The organism is Brevibacillus choshinensis, assembly GCF_001420695.1.
GTDB lineage: Bacteria > Bacillota > Bacilli > Brevibacillales > Brevibacillaceae > Brevibacillus > Brevibacillus choshinensis.
This window is the reverse complement of the sequence record NZ_LJJB01000007.1, coordinates 543,503-566,533: the sequence shown is the minus strand read 5'-3', so window position 1 is coordinate 566,533 and position 23,031 is coordinate 543,503. Positions and strand designations below refer to the sequence as shown.

General features: G+C 47.8%; 18 protein-coding genes. 9 read left to right on the top strand and 9 right to left on the bottom strand.

Translation table 11 applies throughout. The features are described 5' to 3' along the window. Positions 1-158: 158 nt before the first annotated feature. Positions 159-884, bottom strand: a complete 726-nt coding sequence (locus AN963_RS02650; protein ID WP_055743010.1) for an FkbM family methyltransferase — start codon at positions 882-884, stop codon at positions 159-161. Positions 885-1,147: 263 nt separating this feature from the next. Between AN963_RS02650 and AN963_RS02645 the strand changes: the two genes are divergently transcribed. Next, positions 1,148-2,359 carry a glycosyltransferase family 2 protein gene (locus AN963_RS02645; protein WP_055743009.1) on the top strand — a complete coding sequence of 404 codons (1,212 nt, stop codon included), beginning with the start codon at positions 1,148-1,150 and terminating at the stop codon, positions 2,357-2,359. A 20-nt stretch (positions 2,360-2,379) separates the two neighbouring features. Continuing rightward, complete coding sequence (locus AN963_RS02640) at positions 2,380-3,579, top strand: glycosyltransferase family 2 protein (protein WP_055743008.1); 1,200 nt, start codon at positions 2,380-2,382, stop codon at positions 3,577-3,579. Between the two features lie 14 nt (positions 3,580-3,593). On the opposite strand, the gene AN963_RS02635 is transcribed toward AN963_RS02640, so the two are convergent. After that, complete coding sequence (locus AN963_RS02635) at positions 3,594-3,941, bottom strand: DUF1360 domain-containing protein (RefSeq protein ID WP_055743007.1); 348 nt, start codon at positions 3,939-3,941, stop codon at positions 3,594-3,596. Between the two features lie 93 nt (positions 3,942-4,034). Here AN963_RS02635 and AN963_RS02630 point away from each other — a divergent pair, with 93 nt between their 5' ends. Further along, entirely contained in the window at positions 4,035-5,123 is a 1,089-nt protein-coding gene (locus AN963_RS02630; protein WP_055743006.1) for a peptidoglycan-binding protein, read from the top strand. A 55-nt stretch (positions 5,124-5,178) separates the two neighbouring features. Here AN963_RS02630 and AN963_RS31665 read toward each other — a convergent pair whose 3' ends face one another. Further along, positions 5,179-6,762 carry a hypothetical protein gene (locus AN963_RS31665; RefSeq protein WP_055743005.1) on the bottom strand — a complete coding sequence of 528 codons (1,584 nt, stop codon included), beginning with the start codon at positions 6,760-6,762 and terminating at the stop codon, positions 5,179-5,181. A 152-nt stretch (positions 6,763-6,914) separates the two neighbouring features. On the opposite strand from AN963_RS31665, the gene AN963_RS02620 reads away from it, so the two are divergent. From AN963_RS02620 to AN963_RS30020, 4 genes are all read left to right on the top strand, one after another. After that, positions 6,915-7,799 carry a glycosyltransferase family 2 protein gene (locus tag AN963_RS02620; protein ID WP_055743004.1) on the top strand — a complete coding sequence of 295 codons (885 nt, stop codon included), beginning with the start codon at positions 6,915-6,917 and terminating at the stop codon, positions 7,797-7,799. Positions 7,800-7,924: 125 nt separating this feature from the next. Beyond that, complete coding sequence (locus AN963_RS02615) at positions 7,925-9,175, top strand: BMQ_0737 family morphogenetic spore coat protein (RefSeq protein ID WP_055744422.1); 1,251 nt, start codon at positions 7,925-7,927, stop codon at positions 9,173-9,175. A 173-nt stretch (positions 9,176-9,348) separates the two neighbouring features. Further along, positions 9,349-12,849, top strand: a complete 3,501-nt coding sequence (locus AN963_RS02610; RefSeq protein ID WP_055743003.1) for a hypothetical protein — start codon at positions 9,349-9,351, stop codon at positions 12,847-12,849. A 342-nt stretch (positions 12,850-13,191) separates the two neighbouring features. Further along, complete coding sequence (locus AN963_RS30020) at positions 13,192-13,596, top strand: M67 family metallopeptidase (protein ID WP_269084371.1); 405 nt, start codon at positions 13,192-13,194, stop codon at positions 13,594-13,596. A gap of 35 nt (positions 13,597-13,631) precedes the next feature. Here the strand turns inward: AN963_RS30020 and AN963_RS31330 are convergent, their stop codons facing one another. The 5 genes from AN963_RS31330 to AN963_RS02590 are packed head-to-tail and all read right to left on the bottom strand — an operon-like array spanning position 13,632 to position 17,231. Further along, the gene (locus tag AN963_RS31330; protein ID WP_055743002.1) at positions 13,632-13,913 is read right to left on the bottom strand and encodes a hypothetical protein; all 282 of its coding nucleotides are present in this window, start codon (positions 13,911-13,913) and stop codon (positions 13,632-13,634) included. Then, the gene (locus AN963_RS30015; protein ID WP_083496761.1) at positions 13,798-14,094 is read right to left on the bottom strand and encodes a ferredoxin family protein; all 297 of its coding nucleotides are present in this window, start codon (positions 14,092-14,094) and stop codon (positions 13,798-13,800) included. The genes AN963_RS31330 and AN963_RS30015 overlap by 116 nt, the downstream gene beginning before the upstream one ends. Next, positions 14,094-15,389, bottom strand: coding sequence for an FAD-dependent oxidoreductase (locus AN963_RS02600; protein WP_055743001.1), 1,296 nt, complete (start codon positions 15,387-15,389; stop codon positions 14,094-14,096). The genes AN963_RS30015 and AN963_RS02600 overlap by 1 nt, the downstream gene beginning before the upstream one ends. Further along, the gene (locus tag AN963_RS02595; protein WP_055743000.1) at positions 15,373-16,404 is read right to left on the bottom strand and encodes an electron transfer flavoprotein subunit alpha/FixB family protein; all 1,032 of its coding nucleotides are present in this window, start codon (positions 16,402-16,404) and stop codon (positions 15,373-15,375) included. The genes AN963_RS02600 and AN963_RS02595 overlap by 17 nt, the downstream gene beginning before the upstream one ends. After that, a complete protein-coding gene (locus tag AN963_RS02590) occupies positions 16,401-17,231 on the bottom strand; it encodes an electron transfer flavoprotein subunit beta/FixA family protein (RefSeq protein WP_055742999.1) in 831 nt (276 codons plus the stop codon). The genes AN963_RS02595 and AN963_RS02590 overlap by 4 nt, the downstream gene beginning before the upstream one ends. A 359-nt stretch (positions 17,232-17,590) precedes the next feature. On the opposite strand from AN963_RS02590, the gene megL reads away from it, so the two are divergent. Continuing rightward, entirely contained in the window at positions 17,591-18,778 is a 1,188-nt protein-coding gene (megL, locus tag AN963_RS02585) for a methionine gamma-lyase (protein ID WP_055744421.1), read from the top strand. A gap of 91 nt (positions 18,779-18,869) precedes the next feature. After that, entirely contained in the window at positions 18,870-20,444 is a 1,575-nt protein-coding gene (locus AN963_RS02580) for a sigma 54-interacting transcriptional regulator (protein ID WP_152985597.1), read from the top strand. 66 nt (positions 20,445-20,510) lie between these two features. On the opposite strand, the gene AN963_RS02575 is transcribed toward AN963_RS02580, so the two are convergent. Next, on the bottom strand, positions 20,511-22,766 hold the full coding sequence (locus tag AN963_RS02575) for an immune inhibitor A domain-containing protein (protein WP_055742997.1): 2,256 nt from the start codon (positions 22,764-22,766) through the stop codon (positions 20,511-20,513). Between the last annotated feature and the right edge of the window lie 265 nt (positions 22,767-23,031).

Below are 23,031 nucleotides of genomic sequence, written 5' to 3'. Positions count from 1 at the left end.
CTCTGTCCCGATTTTCTCGTGGCATGACTCATCATATGACCGCAAACGAGCCGATGCTCTATAAATCAATGAAAATGGTCGATTCTCCCGATTTGCGTGAAAGACGCCTATCCTTCCGAAAAAGAAAAGAAGACCGACACAAGATTGTGCCGGTGCCTTTATCTTCTAAGGAATATGCCATCGAACTGGAGAACCTCTCCCGTGGTCTGGTCGGAAAATCCTCTTTCCATCCAAACCAGATCAAAGCCCATGATGTCCATATACTTGATCAGCTGCTGGTATAAAACTTGACGATCATATAGAGGAACAACGGTTAACTCCAATTCGACCGCCTCCACCTTTGGGAGCATCCTTTCAGCACCTTTGAGAACCTCCAACTCGTAACCTTGCGTATCAATTTTCAGGTAAATGCGTTCATTTTCCCCTATGGTCTCCTGTCCAAGCGAATCCAGCCGCGTAATCGAAACCGTTTCCTTGCCTACATATTCGGAGTCCGGCGCATTTAAGACATGTAGATCCAGCATGGGGAGGATTGAACTGCTGTAAGAGTTGCCCGCCCTGTTCATCTCACAAAGTCCGTTGTAACTGCCTAGCGCTATTTGCTTGCAATTCCAATTGGGGTCGTGGGAGGCATTTTCACTTAATCGGGCAAACTCCTCTGCCAATGGCTCGAATGATACTATCGTTCCTCCATACCCTTGCTGTCTTAACGAGCCTACATATTGACCCGTATTAGCGCCGACATCCAAAACAAGCGAGATATTCTTATACTCAATGAGTTTACATCTAATCGAGAATTCCAGGTATAAGTTAGCAAAATCAAAATCTTGCAGCGCTTTTGACACCAACGCTTTATAATTCAGCAGATCGCTTTGACTCAGCATGTTAGTCCCAGTTCCTCCTTTTTTCGTCTAATCAACTTTTCCCTTCAGCTCAGTCGAAAGGAACCCGCAACACTATAAGCATATGTTGAACGAGGAATGCCAGAAACGGCTATTTCTCTATGAAAATGGCCCGAAATGGTACCTCTTCGAATCCCACTTGAAATAATGAACCTACCCCGGTTCAAACTCGAGCCCTTGTACATAACCTGAAGGTATCATTGCCATGTACTTCCAGAAAATTATCCCAAAATGGAGTGAAGCCAGTGGTTTATCAAAGCTTTCCATTGGTAAGTATCATCACCCCTTCCTACAATCAAGGCAAATATATCCGGGAAACGATAGAAAGTGTCCTCAGCCAAGACTATCCCAACATTGAATTTATTGTGGTTGACGGGGGATCCACGGATGACACGCTTTCCATCCTGAAGGAATACAGCCACATTGAGGAGCGTTTTCGTTTCATTTCGGAGAAAGACCGTGGCCAATCCCACGCGATTAATAAAGGACTGGCCATGACAAAAGGGGAGATCATTGGTTGGCTCAATTCGGACGACACTTATTTACCAGGCGCGATCCGAAAGGCGGTAGAGGCGCTTCAGAGGCAGCCTGACTTGGCGATTGTATATGGCAAAGCTTATACGATTGACGAGAACAGCCAAAAAATAAGCGACTACTATGTGGCACCCGCTAATTTCAATCAATTGTTTGATGGATGCATGATCTGCCAGCCTGCAGTATTTATCAGAAGAAATGTGTTTCTGGAAGTAGAAGGAGTGGATGAGAGTCTCCATTTTTGTATGGATTACGACTTGTGGATCAGAATTGCTAAAAAGTATCCCATTGGATTCGTTCCATACGCATTCGCAAATGCAAGAACTCACAATACGTGCAAAACATCCACCCTCTGGAACACGGTTGGGATCCCAGAAATTCTCAGGACCAGCGTGAAACATTACGGTACCATTTCGAAAACGTGGTTGCTAGCTTATCAGAGCCACCATGGTTACAAAGGAATTACTGGCCTCTTGCATTACCTGAGGGATCAGTCCACCCTTGATTGTTTGCCAACAGTAACCAACATGAACCGATATGAAGATTTATGGGTTCCGCCACGATTTACCTTTACCGTCGAAACAGATCTTCGCTGCCCGGTGAATTCTATACTCATCAAAGGAAAGATCCCCCCAGAATCCGCTCCATTTCTGCCCCTACATTACAAGTTTCGATTTGTCGTCCAAGTAGACGGACAGCCGGCCGGAAGCCATATCGTAGGATCGACTTTTTTGCTGAATATACCTGTACAGCCGATCATGAAAGAAAAATTCGAAATGGAGATCCTGTCTTCATTCTTTCTTACTGACTCTGATAAACGAATGATCAGTTTCGTCGCAGACGAAGTCATACCTTTATCACTAGAAGAATCTAACGTGTTTAAATCGATATCAAGTTCTTCCGTTTTTCTGAAAATTGGATAGTTGAATTGGAGTGATTACTTGTGGATCATCAGGGCCTTCCGTTGGTAAGCGTGATTACCCCTTCCTTTAATCAAGGCAGATTTATCAAAGAAACGATAGAGAGTGTCCTTGGCCAAGATTACCCGAACATCGAACATATTGTTGTCGATGGTGGATCGACTGACGTCACGATTTCGATCCTGCAGCAATATAGCCATTTTGGGGACCGTTTCCGATTCGTTTCTGAGAAGGACCGCGGCCAATCCCATGCAATCAACAAGGGCTTGTCCATGGCCAGGGGTGAAATCATCGGTTGGTTGAACTCGGATGATACTTATCAGCCGGGAGCGATCAGGAAGGCAGTCCAGGCGCTTCAATCTCGCCCCGATTGCGGGATGGCACATGGTAAATGCTATGTCATTAACGAGCACAGCCAAGTGCAGACTGCGCTTCATGTCACGCCTGCCGATTACAACAATCTTTACCACGGGTGTGTCGTCTGTCAGCCAGCCGCTTTTATTAGAAAAAACGTATTTCAGCAAATGGACGGAGTGGATGAGGCCCTAAACTTTTGCATGGACTATGACCTCTGGATCCGGATTGCTCAAAGCTACCCCATCGCCTACGTCAATGATTTTTTGGCGAACGCCAGAGTTTACAGCACGACCAAAACCGCGACGCAATGGCATACGGTTGGAATCTCTGAAGTTCTGATGACGGTAGAAAAACATTACGGATCTGTCTCACCTACGTGGTTGAGACATGCCCCACACTACCGGAAAAAACCAGTTCAAGCTTCTCCTTCTGTGAATGCGAACAGGACGGACATCCCCGCTACATTTGGACATCCCGACAAAATAAGCAGCATGAACAGGTACGGAGATTTGTGGGCTCCTCCCTTGTTCCGCATTACCGTTCAAACAGATCCAAGCATTACTACCTTGCTTGTGAAAGGCAAAGCCCAATCCACATACCCCGGACATCCGCTTCATTTTCCCTGCAATGTTTTGGTAAACGGGGTGGCAGTTGGTACCTTTATGGCATCTTCGCCTTTCTTTGTTTGGGACATTCCCCTGGACAGTGGCAGACCTGTGAATCAAGTAGACATCCTTGCCTCCAAATTCATGAAGGACCCAAGTGGAAGTAACCGTATGATCAGTTATATCGCAGAAAATGTGATGCCCCTTACTGCTGCAGAAACAGCGTTTTTCAAAAGAAGTCAAAACTTTTTCAAGAGATGATAACCGGGACTCACTCATCCCGAATACATTTTCGTCTCAATCACGGCTGCTGCCCCTGCGATCGCAAGTATCAACAACACCGGATAAGCAGCCGGTACATACAGGAACAAGCCCACAATGACCACCCCACACCAGATCCCAACGCACCAATGGCAACTGAGCAATTTCCCGATCCACTGACGCAAGCCACTTCCCTTAAAATGGGTATTCCGAACGACCTGTCCTGCCGAATCCACCTCATAGGTTACGCTTAAAAAAGGATCCCGAAGAAACGTCGTGATTTCATCAAATACAATTAAATGAGTGAGTCGAAAGCTGGCCAAGACAAGAATAACCAGATCGAGCCAAGATAGATCAAACATGATTCTCCATCCCTTTCCAATATATGTGGCTTGTTTTTCGAAACTGGACTCTAGTAACATTGGGGGCGACAAACCAGTGAAAGGCGTGATGACATGAATCGCAACATTCCGAGAATTGCAGCAATCCTTTCCCTGTCCGTCTCGCTCTCCATTATCGGACAACCCGCTTTCGCCAAAACGACATTCACCCCTTTGAAAACGGGGATGAGAAGCGCAAAGGTGCAGGAAGTGGAAAAAATGCTTGCCGCTTTGCATTTTGACACGAAGCTGAAGGTGGACAAGTATTACAATACGTACACGGCATCCAACGTAAAAAAATTCCAAAAGAAATACAAATTGAAACAAACGGGCGTAGTAGACTCCAAAACATATGCATCGATCAAACAGCAATATGACAAGCTGAAAAATCAGACTCCGAAACCAAATCCGTCCACGAAACCGGCACCAGACAACAAGCCAGTGGAACAATCCACAACACTGAAGCTCGGCTCTGCGGGAGATAAAGTCAGTGAGCTGCAAAAAATGCTTGTTGCCCTGGGCTACCCTGCCAAAGTAACAGGTCAATACGACGAGTCCACCCGTTATGCCGTTATGCTGTTCCAATCCCGGAACAAAGCCACTCTGACGGGTGAGGCAGATTCCAAGACGTATCAAGCGATCAAAACCAAGTACGAACAACAGCCATCTCAGCCGCAGCCAGGCACTCCCACTCAACCAAGTACTCCGAGTCAACCGAGCAATCCTAGTCAACCGAGCACGCCACAGAAACCGGATCCGCAAGTACCATTGCCTTCGGACTTGACGGCAGATGAGAAAGAAATGATCCAACTTTTGAATAAAGAACGTGTCGATAATGGCCTTTCCCCGCTTCAAGTCGACATGAAGCTGGAGAATGTCGCTCGTGTGAAGGCACAGGATTTAGTGAAGAATAACTATTTCAACCACAACTCGCCTACTTACGGGACGCCTTTCCAGATGATGAAATCGTTCGGCATCAACTACCGTTCTGCGGCCGAAAATCTTGCCCAAAACTGGACTGTTGTCGCAGGCCATAAGATGTTGATGGATTCTTCCGGGCACCGGGCCAATATCTTGAATCCTTCCTATGAGTATGTTGCGATCGCCATCGTCGACGGTGGCCCATATGGCAAAACGTTCGTGCAAATGTTCGTAGAGTATTAAGACGAGAAACAGCAGCCATCGCTCCCAAAAGCGATGGCTTTTTCCTCTTGTTTTATCAGAATGAAATAGCAATTCGGTTATTCGCTGGAAAATGGATTTCCTGTTCGTCAAACAGGACAACCGCCTCAACCGTAACCGTGCTCCCGTTTTCCGGTTTCTTGATGGAAATCTGGAAGTTTTGGAAAGGCTCCGTCGCTTTCGGCGAAATCAGAATGGGCTGGATCGGAGCAATCCAGTATTCTCCACGTTCTTGCGCTTGTGAAAACCAGTCATTCTCCAAATATCTCCACCCTTTGATTCCAGAAGAGCTTTGCACACCCATGGTTTCCACCAAATTTGGCGGAAGGATTTGTCCGCCTAGCTTGATGCTTTCCATTGGCGATACGCGGAGGCAAATAATCGGATTGATCAAGTCTTCCGTCCCCGTGTTTTTGACATACAAGTTTCCGATGAGCAAAAACGGCCTATGCTCTAAGTCTGAATGGAATAAGGTGTAATCTAAAAACACTTCCGCCTCCAGCCGTATTTCTGCAGGCGCTTGATTGATTTCATGAAGCCAGACAGCCTCTTCCACTGTTCCTTTTTGTTCTTCTTTTACAGGCTCTTCCACAAGCTCTGATTGTACTGGCCAGTGAATTCCAATTGTTCGCGTTAGATCCTCTTCTTGCTCTTGTTCTATCTCTAATTCTTGTTCTTGTTCTTGGTCTTGGTCTTGCTCTTGTTCTTGCTCTTGCTCTTGCTCTTGCTCTTGTTCTTGTTCTTGTTCTTGTTCTTGCTCTTGTTCTTGTTCTTGTTCTTGTTCTTGTTCTTGTTCTTGCTCTTGTTCTTGCTCTTGTTCTTTCTCTTGCACTTGTTCTTGTTCTTGTTCTTTCTCTTGCACTTGTTCTTGTTCTTGTTCTTGTTCTTTCTCTTGTTCTTGTTCTTGTTCTTGCTCTTGTTCTTCATCGTATCCGTGATTTAGCATTCCCACTCGATCTATCAATGCGCTACTAAAAAATTCCTTTAAAACGTTCATGGGAAGATAAGAAATGGGGTAAATTTGCTGCGCAGTCTGAAAGTATTGAAGAATTCCTGAGGCCAGGTAAAACGCAATCTTCTCTCCATAGGCTTTCCGCCTAGATACATCAGTGTCTATGGGGAGAAGCAATTTTATGGCCAAAGAGGGTTGGGCGGAACGCTGTTCTTTTTGTGCTTTCAACACACAAGTGATCCCAGTATGCTTCAACTCCGCATGAAGACTGTTGATCAAGCTTTTGCGTTTCTCGTCTTCACCCTGGAACAATTCCAATTTGGGTTTGAATGCCGTTCGCAGTTCTTCTAGGCTAAAGCGTATCGCAACATCCCTGTTTTTCGGAATGTCCGACTTTTTTTCCGTGCGTACTACTTCAATTCCAAAATCAGAAAGAAATCTCTGCACTTTGCCCAATATTTCCGCTACATAATAAGTATCACCGACCGTTCTTCCCGGAGACAGAACGCAGATCTTTCCCTTCAGCCCTGAATCCAGATCAATCCTTTTGTTTTTGGGGTCCCACTTTATTTGAAATCCGTTCTGTTTACAGAACAAACGAAATGCCGGCAATATCGTATACGGCATCGTTCCGCCCCGTAGCCCTCCATAATAGACCTCGACATCCATGCTGCCCACCCCTTTGTAAATCCTAGGATACATCCGTGTCTATTGTATGAATGCCTAGCTGATGGAGTGATGAAACAGCGGTGAATTTCTCAGGTATGGATATCCCCTTGCATAGGCTGTGCATACCATGTCAGGGAGAAAGGAGTGATCAGATGTCCGTTGAGCAGCTGCCGTTGGTCTCCATCATTATTCCTGCGAAAAATGAAGGAGAAAATGTGCGCAATACGGTAACGTCCGCTCTTCAATCGAAAACCGATTATCCGTTTGAAATCATCGTGGTAGACGACGGCTCGACAGACCAGTGTTGCCGGCTCATCGCACCTAAAGTTGACGGGAATCGGGTGAGATTGATCACCACCCAGGGAATAGGAGCGGCACCCGCAAGGAACCTTGGAGCAGAACATGCCAAAGGAGACTACCTGATTTTTTGCGACGCTCATCTCTATTTTGAAAATTATTGGATTGATCAATTGCTGCAACTGATCCGTTCCGGAGTGGCAGACGCCGTTTCTCCAGGGATCGCGTCTACAGAACACCCAACATACGTTGGATACGGTCAGACACTGAATCCGCGATTAGGCATCTCGTGGCTCCGCCAACAGACACTCCCTACAGAGGTTGCTATTCTTCCCGGTGGATGTTTGGCGGTATCGAAAAACGTTTTTTTCGATATCGGCGGATTCGATCGCGGATTCCGTGTATGGGGTTTTGAAGACATCGAGATATCCATCAAGCTATGGCTGTTCGGATACAAATGCTTCGTTCAGCCGGCAGTGAAAGTGCTCCACCTGTTTCGCAAATCCCATCCTTACACCGTAACCAACGAGCACGTGTACTACAACATGCTGCGAATGGCGTACAGCCATTTTAACGATTCCAGAATATTGGCGTCTAAGAGGCTAATCGTCCATTCCAATCCCATGGCGATCGATAAAGAAGTGTTGCTACACGGCGCGCTAGCACAGCGAATCAGGTATCATGCAAGAAGAAAACATGATGACGATTGGTTTATCCAGAAGTTTCAAATACCGTTTTAAGACTAGTTCTTGTACGACTACCTAAAAAATAGGCATTCGTTGACAAGCAAAAATCCATTTTCCCCATAGAATGTAAATGCAAAAGCAAATACCCAAGGAAAGGAAGGATTACACCGGTGAATCATATGAAGCCCATTAAGGGTCGCCAGTTACCGACACCGACGCCTACACCAACCGCACTTCCACCTATTCCTAACAATCTGCAGGAAGAGTGCATCCGCGTCCAAAAGGTATACGACTGGGTAGTTGCCGCCAATAGGGATAGGAACAAGGTTCCAATCCCAGACGATTGCCGACCGCTGGTAGATGCAGCGATCCGTGCCGGTCAGAACATTACTATCCAATGCGTGGAGCCGATGGTTCCTCCAACATTCCCGTTAATCCCTAAACCACAACCCACACAGTCTCTGGACTTTTCTTGCACCGTCATTGGCATCCGGCGCGAAAATATCATCGTAAACGGAAACATCGTCCGTGTCGGTATCGTCCGCTTCCTGTTCGGCGCAACGCTCTTGATCCGTGTATTTGCCAATGGCACGCTGTTGTGCGAATTCCCGGCCACCATTCAATTCGATGACGAAATCGTGCTGTGCCTGCCGGAACCGTTGGATGAATCCAACATCCTCTGCCGCATCACTGCTGTCGAGTGCAACCCAATCGGCAATGTGCTGCTGGGAGGCATGGTGGAACTGGAAGTTACCATCTGCAAAGAGATCCAGGTAGAAGCGGAAGTGAAGCTGGAAGTGTTGGCGAAGTTCTGCTCGCCGCGTCCGATTATTCCTGTGCCGACGCCGACTCCTTCGTTCGTCTGCCCGCCGATCGTGTTCCCGCCTCAGTGCCCGGATATCTTCCCGCGCAGAAACTGCGACTGCCAGGGAACAGCCAACGCTCTCTTGACCAACTCTACCGTCTTCTTCGACGGTGTGGCAGAAACGGGGACAGAACAATTGCTCGCCGATATCTGCCCGAGTTGCGATCCAGGAAGCAGCACGTTCTCCTATACGTTTGTCGATACGGTGCCAACTACTCCGACACCGACGCCGACAGACGAAATCCTTGGCGATTTCAGCTTTGTCTTTACGCCTGTTCAAATCAGCTCGCCTGTTTGCACGGCCCTCCCAAATGGTGGCCTGCAACTGGTCATTACTGCTACCGGTATCCGGACGTTCACTTTAACCGGAACGACCGAGACCCTCAGCGCCGAGCTTACGCTTAGCGAACTTCCAGGCGCATTTGACACATTCCGCCTGATCCTGAGGAACTCCTTCGGAGCGGTCGTGTATGACACATTGGTCAAACAAGTATCCGATGCCAATATCAACGTTCAGGATTGCATCACTTTCCCTGATGTGATCCCGGCACCGTCCTTCCCTTAATTGCATTGAGAGAGACGCTTCGTGGACGGGAGAAGAGTGATCTTCTCCCGTTTTTCTTTTCGCCCACGTTCATTCGAGCTATAGTGAGCCTCCTGCTCCGATAGGGCATGCACACATTCTTTCTCCTTACATATGTCTATAGGGGAACGTACACCCAAAAGGGAGGGACGAGTGTGGCACTTAAAAAGAAAAGCGCCAGCAAAGTGACAACCCCCAGCAAGACTACAAGTCCTGGGAGAGAAAAGCTAATTTTGCTCAAGCAACAAGCCCTTTACTACGAAGAAAAAGCCATTCGATTGAGCAATGTTAACAAAGATCTGGAAGAGCAGCTGCAACAGTACCACGAACGAGATCAATGTTACTCCCAACAGTTAGAACAGCTGGATCATGCGAGTAAGGCTTACCAATCAAAGGAAGAAGAATTAACCCGAGTGACAGAACGCTCCAAAGGTGTAATCGACAAATTGGAAGACAAAGTGGATAAGTTTGAAAAGTTGCTGGAACAAAGGGAAAAGACAATCTCCCATTACAAACAAAAAGAAGTGAAATGGGAACAACTTCTGGCACAAATGCAGGAGAAATTGCGAGATGCCGAGCAATCGCAACAAGATCAAGATTATCAGCACATAATGAGGCAAAAGGACGAAGCCCTCTCACGATACCAGACTCAGGAAGCGACATGGAACGAAACCTTGAGCCAAGCGAACAGTCAACTCCAGGCGTACAAAGCCAAAGCAGAAGAATACGATCAGCTTCTGTCCAAGTTCAACAAGTTGATCAGCCATTTTCAGTTAAAGGAATCGGAATGGAGCAAGACTCTGGAACAGTTACATCGGCAGCTTGAGGATTCTCGACAGTCGGAAGATCAAAGGAACCAAAATCTCGAAGAGCTGAACGGGCAATTAGAGGAATATCGTTTGCAAGAAAAGGAATACGCAACGCTTCTCAAACAGCATGAAGAGACCATTTCCCATTATGTGTCGCAGGAATCCGAATGGAGCACGACGTTGGATCAGCTGAATCAACAGCTCGAAGCTTCTCATCAAACAGATGAGAAGAGGAACGAAACCTTCGCAGAGCTCAATCGGCAGTTGGAGGCTCATCGTTTGCAAGAAACGGAATACGCAACGCTTCTCAAGCAACATGAAGAAACGATTTCCCATTATGTGTCTCAGGAATCCAAATGGACTATGACGTTGGATCAACTGCGTCAACAGCTCGAGGCTTCCCAGCAAACGGAAGAGCAATGGAATGAAACGCTAACTGAGCTTAACCGACAAGTGGAGGCTCATCGTTTGCAAGAAACGGAATACGTAACGCTTCTCAAGCAGCATGAAGAGACGATTTCCCATTATGTGTCACAGGAGTCCGAATGGACCATGACGTTGGATCAGCTGCGTTTGCAGCTTGAGGCTTCCCATCAAACAGAAAAGCAATGGAGCGAAACCTTGGCAGAGCTGAATCAGCAGCTAGAGGATCATCGTTTGCAAGAAAAGGAATATGCAACGCTTCTCAAACAGCATGAGGAGACGATTTCCCATTATGTGTCACAGGAATCCGAATGGAGCGAGGCTTTGGATCAACTGCGACAACGGCTCGAAGCTTCTCATCAAACGGATGAGCAATGGAGCGAAGCGCTAGCAGAGCTCAACCGACAGCTCGATGCTCACCGTTTACAAGAGGCGGAATACGCAGCGCTTCTCAAGCAGCATGAGGAGACCATTTCCCATTTTGTGACACAGGAATCGGAATGGAGCGAGGCTTTGGATCAACTGCGCCAACAGCTCAAGGCTTCCCTTCAAACGGAAGAGCAATGGAATGAAAAGCTAGCTGAGCTCAACCGGCAGCTCGATGCTCATCGATTGCAAGAAGCAGAATACGCAGCGCTTCTCAGGCGACAGGAGGAGACCATTTCCCATTATGTGTCACAAGAATCCGAATGGAGCGAGGCTTTGGATCAACTGCGCCAACGGCTCGAAGCTTCCCATCAAACGGATGAGCAATGGAGCGAATCGCTAGCAGAGCTTAACCGACAGCTCGATGCTCATCGATTGCAAGAGACGGAATACACAGCGCTTCTCAAGCAGCATGAGGAGACCATTTCCCATTTTGTGACACAGGAATCGGAATGGAGCGAGGCTTTGGATCAACTGCGCCTGCTCAACCGTCAGCTCGACGCTCATCGATTGCAAGAAGCGGAATACGCAGCGCTTCACAAGCAACAGGAAGAGACCATTTCCCATTATGTGTCACAGGAATCGGAATGGAGCGAGGCTTTGGATCAACTGCGCCAACAACTCGAATCTTCCCTTCAAACGGAAGAGCGATGGAGCGAATCGCTAGCAGAGCTCAACCGACAGCTCGATGCTCATCGTTTACAAGAGGCGGAATACACAGCGCTTCTCAAGCAGCATGAGGAGACCATTTCCCATTTTGTGACACAGGAATCGGAATGGAGCGAGGATTTGGATCAACTGCGCCAACAGCTCGAGGCTTCCCAACAAACGGAAGAGCAATTGAACGAGGAGCTAGCAGAGCTCAACCGGGAGCTCGATGCTCATCAATTACAAGAAGCAGAACACGCAGCACTTCTCAAGCAACATGAAGAGACCATTTTCCATTATGTGACAGAGGAATCGGAATGGAGCGAGGCTTTGGATCAACTGCGCCAACAGCTCGAGGCTTCCCATCAAACGGAAGAGCAATTGAACGAGAGTCTAGAAGAGCTCAATCAGCAATTAACTACGTATCGGCAACAAAGTACCGAATTCGAGCAACTCCATGACCAACAAATGGAGAATATTACACGCTATCAAGCCCAATTAGAGGAAATGAATAACTCCCACGAGCAAATCAACCAACAGCTGGAGGAATACCGTCAAAAGGAATTGGAATGGAATGAAACTGTTGCTGCCCTAAAGCAGCGTTTGGAAAATAATCCTGATACGGAATCCCAGTGGAATGAGAAACTGGAGGAACTTACTGGAAAGCTAGAGCGTGCAAAACTAAAAGAAGGCCAACTTAACCATCTGCGTAAGAATCAAGAAGAGACGATTGCAAATTTTCAGGAACTGGAGTTGGAATGGAACCATACTTATGAACGATTAAACCGCAAGCTCAAGGACTCTCTCCATTCAGAGAACCGTTGGAGAGAATCCATGGAAGAGTTGAGCCAACAACTAGATGAGTATCGTCAAAAAGTAACGAAATCCGAAGAGCGGCTCAAAGTCCGAGAAGAGACAATTGCCCATTACCAAGAGCAGGAAGCCGAATGGAAACGGACTCTCGATCAGTTGAAGGAGGAACAGCAGGTTCAGCACTCCAATCACGAACTCGAGATCGAGTATCAACAACTACAGGAGGAAAAAAACGAGATCATTGGCCAGTATCAAATTCAGGAAGCAGTCTGGAAAAAAACAATCGAGTGCCTTAACCATACGATTAAAGAATATAAGGAAAAAGAAGAGAAGTACAAACAGGCCATTCTGGATTTTACGGCAAAGGAAAAACGGGGCTTGAAGGGATATGATCAGCCAAGAAGGCATCAAGCTCAACGGCCTGTAAGTCCTCCTCCGGTCGTTCAGTTGCCCTCAAATACGCATGCAACCTATTTCAAGCAGCATCAAACACCGCAAGTCAACACATTTAATCCTTTCCATTTCGGGCAGAAGTAGCCAACCATATCAATAGAAAGCACATTTTGAAACGAACCATGACTTTCCTCGTCTGGCAAATGTGCAATTGCCGTTCCCCATAAATTGGTTTTGGAATACAACATAATTAGAAATACCGAAAGGAAGGGATCTCTATGACACCTGAAGAAATTCGCAGGTTATATCAGCAACAACAAATGAGGCCCGTTAGAAATCACGCGCCTAATCCTCAAATGAACAAACCAGCCATGCCCAGACCCCCGCAATACCCGTCCAACAACAGTGTTCGCATCGTGAACCCTCTTCCTAACTCGGGATCCACCGGGGGATGCTGCGGAAGACGGCGCAGTCAAGGTTAAGACATTGGAAACCGCTCTTCCGATAAGCAAAGCCGTATGGCGTGAAATGCTCAACCATTGTTTAGCGGAACAGCCATTTGAAGCTTGCGGACTTCTTTCGGGAAAATATGGGCGTGCGGAAACACTATGGAAAATGGCAAATGTGGATCGTAGCCCCGATTCCTTTGCCATGGATTCAAGACAAATCCAACAAGTATTCCATTTGATCAGCAAACGAGGGGAACAGTTGGTGGGAATCTATCACTCCCATCCGACTGCTCCCCCCTATCCATCCATGGAAGATATTGCATACGCCTCTTATACGAATGTAGCCTATCTGATCTTGTCGCTCGCAGGCACCCAGCCTGCCCTTAGATGTTTCAATATTAGGGGAATACATGCTATTCCCCAGCGATTTGTTTTGTTTTAGCCATGTCTGAAAGCGGGAGCCATTACTCCCGCTTTTTATTTTTTCTCCAATCGGAGGAGCTCTATTTTTTCCCAGCTGACAAACTCATCCTCCCACAAGACATGGCAACGGTCCTCTTCGACACGGATGACAATTCCCCGGACTCCATCCTTTAGAAATACGACTTTGTCGCCCTCTTGTATCATTGTGCTTCCCCGCCCATTAACCGAGTCTGAAGATAATTCCGTGGCCGCCTTTTGGGTACTCCCACTTGATGTTTTCATAGGGACAGCCGATACGGCAGCTTCCGCATTCGTGACACCCTTCGTATCCCACATGCATCCGCACCTCTTCCCATTTGTATACTTCCGCCGGGCAAAAAATGGTACATAGCTTATCCGGACATTGGGTCGCGCAAACATCTGCACTTAACACGTGGAGGTGGGACTGCGTATCTGCCTTAAAACGGACTAGATACTGCTTTTCTTCGATCGACTGGCCTTTGGGTATATTCGACATCACTTCATCACCCTCCATGCATTCATCAGATCGCGAGCCATTTTCCATTTGTCTTTAGCAGATCCGAGATCGCTCCAGATCTTTTTCTGCTTGCTCCATTTCGATGTGCCGTCTATCGTAAACATCTGGCTGGCTGCTTTGTTCATCATGGGAATGTACTGCTCAAAGTACTGCGGGAACTTTTCGAAGTGATGGGTAGCGTCCTTATATTTCTTTAAGTCCTGCCCCACAAAGCTATTCAACAGATTCGTGCGGTAGGAATCGAGCATTCGCTCCGAAAAATCCCCAGCTTCTCGCGCCTGCATAATGGTTTCCGCTGCCATCACGCCGGATGCCATCGCCATATTCGAGCCTTCCCGATGGATGGCGTTGACCAGCTGAGCTGCGTCACCTACGACGATGACACCGTTCCCAACCACTTTGGGCATCGACTTATAGCCGCCTTCTGGAATCAGATGTGCCAAGTATTCCTGCTGTTCAACCCCATGTAAATAGGGACGAATCATCGGGTGGTTTTTAACATAATCCAGCAGCTCATACGGTTTGATCTTGTTTTTGATCAGCCCGGAGAGCATCGTTCCGACCCCGATATTCAAGCTGTCCTTGTTGGTGTAGAGCCAGGCCGTGCCGAGAATTCCTTTAGTCGAGTCGCCAAAAATCTCAATCGTACAGCCGTGATCCCCTTCCAGATTGAAGCGGTCCTCGATGATTTTCCGATCCAGCTTGAGGACCTCCATCACAGCGAGTGCTACCTCATCAGGGCGAAATTCCTTGTGAAAGCCCAATGATTTGGCGAGGAGCGAATTGACACCGTCTGCCAGAACGACCACATCCGCAAAAATATCCCCATCTGGTCGATCAGTGCGAATCCCCGCGACTTTTCCATTCTCGATAATGCACTCGAGAGCGACCGTTTCGTTGAGCAGCAACGCTCCCTCTTGCACGGCTTTGTCAGCAAACCACTGATCAAATTTGGCCCGTAGCACGGTGAAGTTGTTGTATGGCTCCTGTGCCCACTCCATCCCCTTGTAGCTAAAATTGAGTGCCGATTCTTTGTCCAGCATCATAAAACGCTGTTCGACAATCGGGCGTTCGACGGGAGCTTCCTTATAAAACTCAGGAATAATGTCCTCCATCGTCTTGCGGTATAAAACGCCACCCATCACGTTTTTAGAGCCTGGGTATTCGCCCCGCTCCATCAACAGGACATTCACTCCTTTTTTAGCCAACGTATAAGCACATGCTGTACCCGCCGGACCTGCCCCGACCACAATGACATCAAACTTTTCCGCCATATTGTACCTCCCTGTCCGGCTTCTTTTGAAACGCTTCCATTAATAAAGGCACAATTTCAAAGGCATCTCCCACAATCCCGTAATGGCACGATTGGAAAATGAGTGCGTTTGGATCTTTGTTGATCGCTATGATCAAGCCTGAATTGCGCATCCCCACTAAGTGCTGGATGGCTCCCGATATTCCAATGGCAAAGTAGATTTTCGGCGTGACGGTCACTCCGGTCTGCCCAACCTGATGATCATGATCGATCCATCCCGCTTCGACAGCGTCCCTGCTCGCCCCAACGGTAGCACCGATCTTTTCAGCAAAACGATGAATCAGAGCAAATCCTTCCTTGCTCCCCAGCCCTTTTCCTCCGGCGACGATGACATCTGCTTCATCCAACCGGACCTTTTCTTTGGTCTCCCGCACGATTTTTAGCACTTTTGTGCGAATATCTTCTTCGAGCAAGGTGATGGTCTCTTCAATGATTTCCCCTGTTCGCGCAGTATCGGGCTCCAATGCCTTCATCACTTTCGGCCGAACCGTGGCCATCTGCGGCCGATGTTTTTTGCACAGGATCGTCGCCATAATGTTGCCACCAAAGGCCGGACGGCTCGCTTCCAGCAGTCCGGTTTCTGCATTGACATCGAGCATCGTCGTATCGGCGGTAAGCCCTGTCTCGAGGTCTGTTGCGACTGCGCTCGCCAGATCCTTCCCTGTGGAAGTAGCCCCGTACAGGATGATTTCCGGTTTGTTCTTGTTTACACATTCGATAACGGCGCGCATGTATGACTCCGTGCGGTAATCACAGAAGATCGGATCATCGTATAAATAGACCTGGTCTGCGCCATAGGGAAAGGCGGTCTGCGCTAGATCCCTCACGCCCTCACCGATCAAGAGACCAGCGAGAGGAACGCCCCTTTTGTCTGCCATTTGACGTCCAGCACCCAAAAGCTCCAGGGAAACCGGTGCGATCCTGCCTTCATGCACTTCCAAGTACACCCAGATGCCGCAATATTCCTCCAGATTCATACCTGACCCTCCTTAACCCGGAACAATCGTTGTTTCTCTGCCAAGATCTCCATGAGCCGCGCGACTTGCTCCCCGGAAGAACCTTCCAACATTTCTCCTCCTTTTGGCTTTTCGGGCGGCCAGACCTTGGCTACGATCGTCGGCGAGCCTTTTAAGCCGAGCAATGTGCGGTCAATATCCCCCAAATCATTCACTGCCCAGATGACCGGATCATAACGTGCCGCTCGCAGCATATTGGGCAACGGAGAATAAGGAACTTCATTTATTTCTTTTTCCACGGAAAAGAGACAAGGCAACGAGGATTGAATGACTTCGTAGCCATCCTCCAGCTTGCGGTGGACGATGGCATATCCTTCTGCCTTGTTCACTTCCACCACCTTTTTGACACTGGTCAGCGGCGGGATATCCAGCCTTCTCGCGATACCTGGCCCTACCTGCCCTGTATCACCGTCGATCGTCATCTTGCCACAGATAATCAGGTCTACCGGCTGAGTCTCGGCTATTTTCTCGATAGCCTTGGTAATCGCGTAGCTCGTCGCCAACGTATCGGCACCGGCAAAAGCACGGTCTGTGACCAGATACCCGGCATCAGCCCCGATTTCAATGCACTTGCGGATCGCCTTGACTGCTGGCGGCGGACCCATCGTCACGACAGAGACCACGCCGCCATAGCGCTGCTTCAGTCGTACAGCTTCCTCGACCGCATGAGCGTCGTACGGGTTTAGGATCGCAGGTGCGCTCGCACGATCCATTGTGTTGGTCTTCGGATTCATCTTGATGATCTTGGTGTCCGGCACTTGTTTAATACAAGCGACAATGTGCAGCATGTAATATTCCCCCCTTGCCGCCTGGCCGCGAACGCTTGCTTGTGCTCGTGCAGATGGTTGTCTCCTTTTCGCGCGATTGCTTCGGGCAGCTTGTCGTTCATTGATATAACCTATTGCATGATCGCTTTGCTTAGACCAGCAAACAGGGAGAAGTGCTGATTGAGCAGAGTTGTGTGGACAGGCTTTGCAAAGGCGCCGGTATGTTTTATTTCCAATTGGAACGATTTCTTTCCAATTCTCTCCGCTTTTTCCTAACACGCCGCATGATCTTCACTCCTTCTCATATGGCACACATCGTGCATGAATACGCTTTTACAAATCTATCGTGAGGTGATTTTTCCATGAATCAGAACCAAATCATGCATAGGCAAAAAAAGCAGGGGCTATCCACAACCGCCATTCATGCCGGTTACCATTCCGATCCGCAAACCGGCGCGTTGGCCACACCGATTTATCAGACATCGACCTTTGTTTTTTCCTCTACTGAAGAAGGGGCAAAGCGATTTTCTGGGGAAGAAGCTGGCTACATCTATTCACGGCTAGGAAATCCGACGATCACTGTACTCGAAGAAAAAATGGCTGCATTGGAAAAAGCGGAAGCAGGTCTTGCTTTTGCCTCAGGAATGGCAGCCGTTTCATCCATTCTCATGGCTCTCGTCAGAACTGGCGACCATATTCTTGGTACAAAAGGATTGTACGGCTGCACCTATGGATTACTAACCTTGATGAAAGACCGTTTTGCTGTCAATTACTCCCTTTGCGATATGACGGATGAAGATTCAATCCGCCAAATGCTCCAACCTACTACCCGTGTGATTTACGTGGAAACACCGATCAACCCAACGATGGAGCTAGTCGACTTGAAGCTGGTCGTAAAAATTGCCAAAGAAATCGATGCTTACGTCGTCGTGGACAACACGTTTATGTCCCCTTATTTACAGCGCCCCATTGAGTATGGCTGTGACATTGTCATCCATAGTGCAACAAAGTTTATCGGTGGACATGGGGATGTCATCGCTGGCGTTGCTGTTGGTCCCAAGTCAATCATGGACAGCATTCGCATGACCACTCAAAAGGATATGGGAGGCATCCTCGCGCCTTTTGATGCTTACTTATTGATTCGTGGTCTTAAAACACTCGGTGTGCGTATGGATCGCCATTGTGAAAACGGCCAGAGAGTCGCGGAGTTTTTGCACAACCATCCGAAAGTAGCAATCGTTCATTACCCCGGCTTGCCCCATTTTCCCCAGTATGAATTGGCTTGCGAGCAAATGGATGGCTTTGGGGGACTCCTCGCTTTTGAACTAGAAGGCGGCATGGAAGCAGGCATTCGCATGATGAACAATGTGCGCTTGTGTAAGCGAGCTGTCAGCCTGGGTGACGTTGACTCTCTCATCCAGCACCCTGCCTCGATGACTCACTCTGTTATCCCAGCCGAAGAAAGATGGAAAATGGGAATTACGGATGGGCTCATTCGCTTGTCTGTAGGAATTGAGGACGTTGAAGATATCATAGATGATTTGGATGCGGCCCTTTCTTTTGCTTGAGCCATTGTAGCCTGGTGCATATCGCACCGGGCCTTTCTTTGCTATGATGGGAGCAAGGAAAAGACTGTGCGACGGGTGAGGTGTGAGTGCGTTGACGGGAATAACAATGGAGATCAAAGGCGTGGACCGGGTCGGGATTACTCATGAGGTCATTGCTTGCTTTGCCGCCAACCAGCTAGACATCATTGGTATGGAAGTGAAGCCCCACTATATTTATGTGAAAATTCCTGCCGTGCCTCCAAGCCAAATCACGACGATCATGGAAATGATAACGCAGGTAAAAGGTATCGAACAGGCAAGGATGATCCCCTACCTCCCTGCTGAAGAGCGTGAAAACCGCATACACACGATCCTCACAACCGTTTCAGAAGGAATTCTACTGCTGGACGATCAGCTGCGAGTCACCACGATTAATCGTGCTGCTCAAGCTATGCTAAACATGGAGCCCGAACAGCTATTACATCACTCCATCGAAAAACTATGGGGCGAAGCTGCGATCGAGATTCAGAGATGTCTCCATGAAGCGATTGAACTGCCTAGTGTTCAAGTAAACTTGGTCATCGGGCAAAAACTCCCCATTTCCTACATCTGTAGCTATCATCCCATTATCCCAGAAGAAAAAAGCGAGCGACAAGGCGTCGTGATTGTACTTCGGGACAACAAGCAAATCCAGGAGCTTCTATCCACTGTTCAGAGAAATGAATGTTTTACTTTTGAAGAAATTGTGCAACAAAGTGAAAACATGAGAAAATGCATAGAGACGGCAAAGCGCGTTGCCAAGAGCGATGCAACCGTATTTTTACAAGGCGAAAGCGGTACGGGAAAAGAACTGTTTGCCAGAGCGATTCATTTTGAAAGCAGCCGTCCGACCGGTCCTTTTGTGCCGATCAATTGCGCCGCCATTCCAGATGCCTTATTGGAAAGTGAGCTTTTTGGGTACGAGCAGGGGGCGTTTACAGGAGCGACAAAAGGCGGAAAACTTGGACTTTTTGAAATTGCCCAAGGAGGAACTCTTTTTCTCGATGAAATAGGAGATCTCCCCCTTCATCTGCAAGCAAAGCTCCTTCGTGTCTTGGAAGAGCGAAAAGTAAGAAGAGTAGGTGGCAGCAAACCGATTCCGATTGATGTAAGAATTATTGCAGCAACCAATCGGAATCTCTCTGAAATGACCAGCAGAGGGCAATTTCGCGAAGACTTGTATTACCGCTTGCACGTCATCCCGATCATGATACCCCCGCTTCGAGAACGGAAAGGTGACATCCCTATGCTTGCTCAATTTTTCATGAATAAAGTATGTCGGGCGACGAATCAGCCCATGATGCAGGTTGCTCACTCTGCCATACGTGCCCTGCAGGCTCACCATTGGCCGGGAAACGTACGTGAGCTGCAAAACGTGATGGAGCGAACCGTATATCTTTGTCCGAGCAATGAAATTCAAGCACAAAACTTGTATCTTGATATCCAGCAAGATTCATCAGGGACTGATCCCCTTTCCTCTCTGCCTTCATCCCACCTTCTCCGAGAACAAATGGACTCGTATGAAAAAAGGTTATTGATGCAGGCCTTGAAAGAACATTCCTCTATTAGACAAGCTGCTACTTATTTAGGTATCAGTCATACGGCAGTCCTGCAAAAAATGAAAAAATACGGTCTATCATACACATAGATAAAGCAAGCGACGATCGTTCCCGATAGAGTTCCGGGAGCGATCGCCGCTTTATTCAACCGTTTGTTATTTTTTGATCGAGAACTCGACTTGAGCGTTCGTAAATTTCTTGGACACTCGGGTCAATTTGATTTGCAGACCGATCTCAGGCAGGATTTTACCGATTTCCGGCACCTCTGGCATCGTGTAGTCATCGCTGTCTTTGAACACGGTAATTCCCTTTAAAGGCTTATAGTCCATCGTGCCAAAGATATAGTCTAGATTCATTCCAGAGGTTTTGTTCGGGCTGAATGCCGCATCGTTCACCTGGTAACGGGAGTCGGCAATCGCATCCTTGTTCCCCTTATCGTTATTCCAGTAACGAACTTCTTGATGGGAATCCACTACACCCAGCATACCGTAGCCTGGATGGTTGCTCGTATTGTTGTCTTGTGTTTTACCATAGCGTCCATCGTAGTACCAGATTACCAAACCTGGATCGTACGTGAAGAATGTGTCGTTGCGGCGGAAGTACTCCAGACCTGCATCTACACCCTCATGAGAGCGCAGTTCCACCAAGTAGTACGCATCGTACATTTTGCCTTCACCGTCGAAGTGGAGGAATCCATCCAGCTCGAACTTCTTGTCGCCTTCTGCGTCATCAGAGAAGACTACTTCGCCGTCAGCTGTAACTTCGAAGTTGTCCAGATAGAAACCGGACATCGCCAGTCCACCATCTGTTACGTAATTGAATTCGACTTTAATCTTTTTGCCAGCGAAATCACTCAGGCTGATTTCTTCCTTATCCCAGCCTTTTGTTTCATCGTCGTATTCCTTGACCTTCGTGCTCTCACCCGTTGCCGTATCAATCACGTTCACGTAGAGATAGTCATACCCTGTCTCGATTGCTCTCCAGGAATCAAAGCTCATGGATGCGGAGCTTGCGCCTGTCAGGTCAATCTCTTCAGAGGTCATCTTCGTGTTCAGGTTGTCGCCTTCATCAGAGAAGTACGAATAGTCGCCATCTTTTGGCTGAACCGGTGGCTTTTTCTCGACTTGCGGCATGTTCAGCTTGATCACTTTTCCAGACTCATCAATGCTGCTACCATCCACGAGAGAAGCTGTTTTTTTGCGTTTTTTCAAATTTTCATAACTGATTACTTCTGGCTCAATCCATTTTCCGCCATACATTTGTTGCAGCATCATTTTGGACCATGGATCAAATCCAATCGGTTGGGTTTGGAAAATTTTCCCTGTGTGACTTCCCGAAGACATCAGTGACCATGCGCCTACTGGCGAATCATGTCCCAATCTCGTCGTATCGTACAGGTCAGGCAGTCCCAGGTTGTGTCCGTATTCATGGGCGAACACGCCAGGTGCGCCATCTTCTGGCTGAATCATATAGTCGTACGCTACCAGGTCGGTTCCTGGAATTTCCGTAGGCTTTTTCAATGTCCAGCGATGCGACCAGATCGCGTCTGCATCTTCTCCCGTTTCTTCTCCGATACCAGAGTGAACGAGCATCAGATTGTCCAGCATACCATCCGGCTCCATCAGATCACCATCGCCATCCAAGTCGTACGGGTCGCGCTGGTCGTATTCGTCTTCATGACCCTTGATTGCATCGCCGACGGATTCCAGTGTCTCGATTACCAAGTCACGAGGGTTACCGTCGTTGCCATCTTTATCGTTGCCACCGTAATATTTTTTATCTTTCTCAGCTGTTTGCCATGGTGTAACGACACCATCTACCATCCAGGTATTACCTGATTGCTCATAGTAATACTTTGCCATGGTCGTCATGCTGATTCCTTCAGGCGTTTCATAGCCTTTGGGGTCAAACAGCATTTCTTTGTAGTGCTTTTGATTAAAATCTGCCGTCCACAAAGAATCGCTCTGTTTTGGTACATGATTGTGCTCCAGATCAGAGAACTCTACCAGGGCAATCACCAGATTATCCGTATGTACTCGTTTGGATGCGCGTACCTGACTGTCTTCCTTCAGCTTGGATACTTTGCTAGCTGCTTTTGACACAGCTGAGATTTGTGATTTGTTTGCTTTTTTCCCGAAAGAGCTAGAATCATCAATACCGTGGGGAACTTTCTTGTCTCTCAAAAACTTCTCCACTGCATCATTGATTTCTTCCTGGTCGGCATCCTCGTCGATTTCTCCCTGATCAATCAACGCTTTGACCAAACGGTCCATGTTCACAGTGGACAAATCCACTTCGAGTGGTGGCTTGTCCTTCGACTTGGCCATCCCTGTAGCCGGAACCGCCGCAATGCCGCTTAATACCAGCGAGGAAGAAAATAGGATGGATAAGAGCTTTTTGCCTTTCTTCACTGCGTTCACCCTCTTCTGTATCTAGTGATTTGTCGGAAAATCAACTACCCCCAGTCCGACTATTCACAATTATTACATGATAATTGAATATTACCAAATTTTTTTATTCGACAAAAAACACTTCTCTATAAGAACAGTTTTTATCCATAAGAAACACGACCTATTTCGACGAGCAGACCGTAAACAAGTCTGTAAAAATCCTTGAAGGTAGTCCCCCCAAAAGACCTAGCTCTTTTTTGTCGAAACAAGTCGTATTTGCATGAAT

What these genes read in the sequence shown, in the direction of transcription:
- AN963_RS02650 (WP_055743010.1), bottom strand. Translation starts at nt 884, where the DNA reads ATGCTGAGTCAAAGCGATCTGCTGAATTATAAAGCGTTGGTGTCAAAA.
- AN963_RS02635 (WP_055743007.1), bottom strand. Translation starts at nt 3,941, where the DNA reads ATGTTTGATCTATCTTGGCTCGATCTGGTTATTCTTGTCTTGGCCAGC.
- AN963_RS02630 (WP_055743006.1), top strand. Translation starts at nt 4,035, where the DNA reads ATGAATCGCAACATTCCGAGAATTGCAGCAATCCTTTCCCTGTCCGTC.
- AN963_RS31665 (WP_055743005.1), bottom strand. Translation starts at nt 6,762, where the DNA reads ATGGATGTCGAGGTCTATTATGGAGGGCTACGGGGCGGAACGATGCCG.
- AN963_RS02620 (WP_055743004.1), top strand. Translation starts at nt 6,915, where the DNA reads ATGTCCGTTGAGCAGCTGCCGTTGGTCTCCATCATTATTCCTGCGAAA.
- AN963_RS02615 (WP_055744422.1), top strand. Translation starts at nt 7,925, where the DNA reads ATGAAGCCCATTAAGGGTCGCCAGTTACCGACACCGACGCCTACACCA.
- AN963_RS31330 (WP_055743002.1), bottom strand. Translation starts at nt 13,913, where the DNA reads ATGTGGGATACGAAGGGTGTCACGAATGCGGAAGCTGCCGTATCGGCT.
- AN963_RS30015 (WP_083496761.1), bottom strand. Translation starts at nt 14,094, where the DNA reads ATGTCGAATATACCCAAAGGCCAGTCGATCGAAGAAAAGCAGTATCTA.
- AN963_RS02600 (WP_055743001.1), bottom strand. Translation starts at nt 15,389, where the DNA reads ATGGCGGAAAAGTTTGATGTCATTGTGGTCGGGGCAGGTCCGGCGGGT.
- AN963_RS02595 (WP_055743000.1), bottom strand. Translation starts at nt 16,404, where the DNA reads ATGAATCTGGAGGAATATTGCGGCATCTGGGTGTACTTGGAAGTGCAT.
- AN963_RS02590 (WP_055742999.1), bottom strand. Translation starts at nt 17,231, where the DNA reads ATGCTGCACATTGTCGCTTGTATTAAACAAGTGCCGGACACCAAGATC.
- megL (WP_055744421.1), top strand. Translation starts at nt 17,591, where the DNA reads ATGCATAGGCAAAAAAAGCAGGGGCTATCCACAACCGCCATTCATGCC.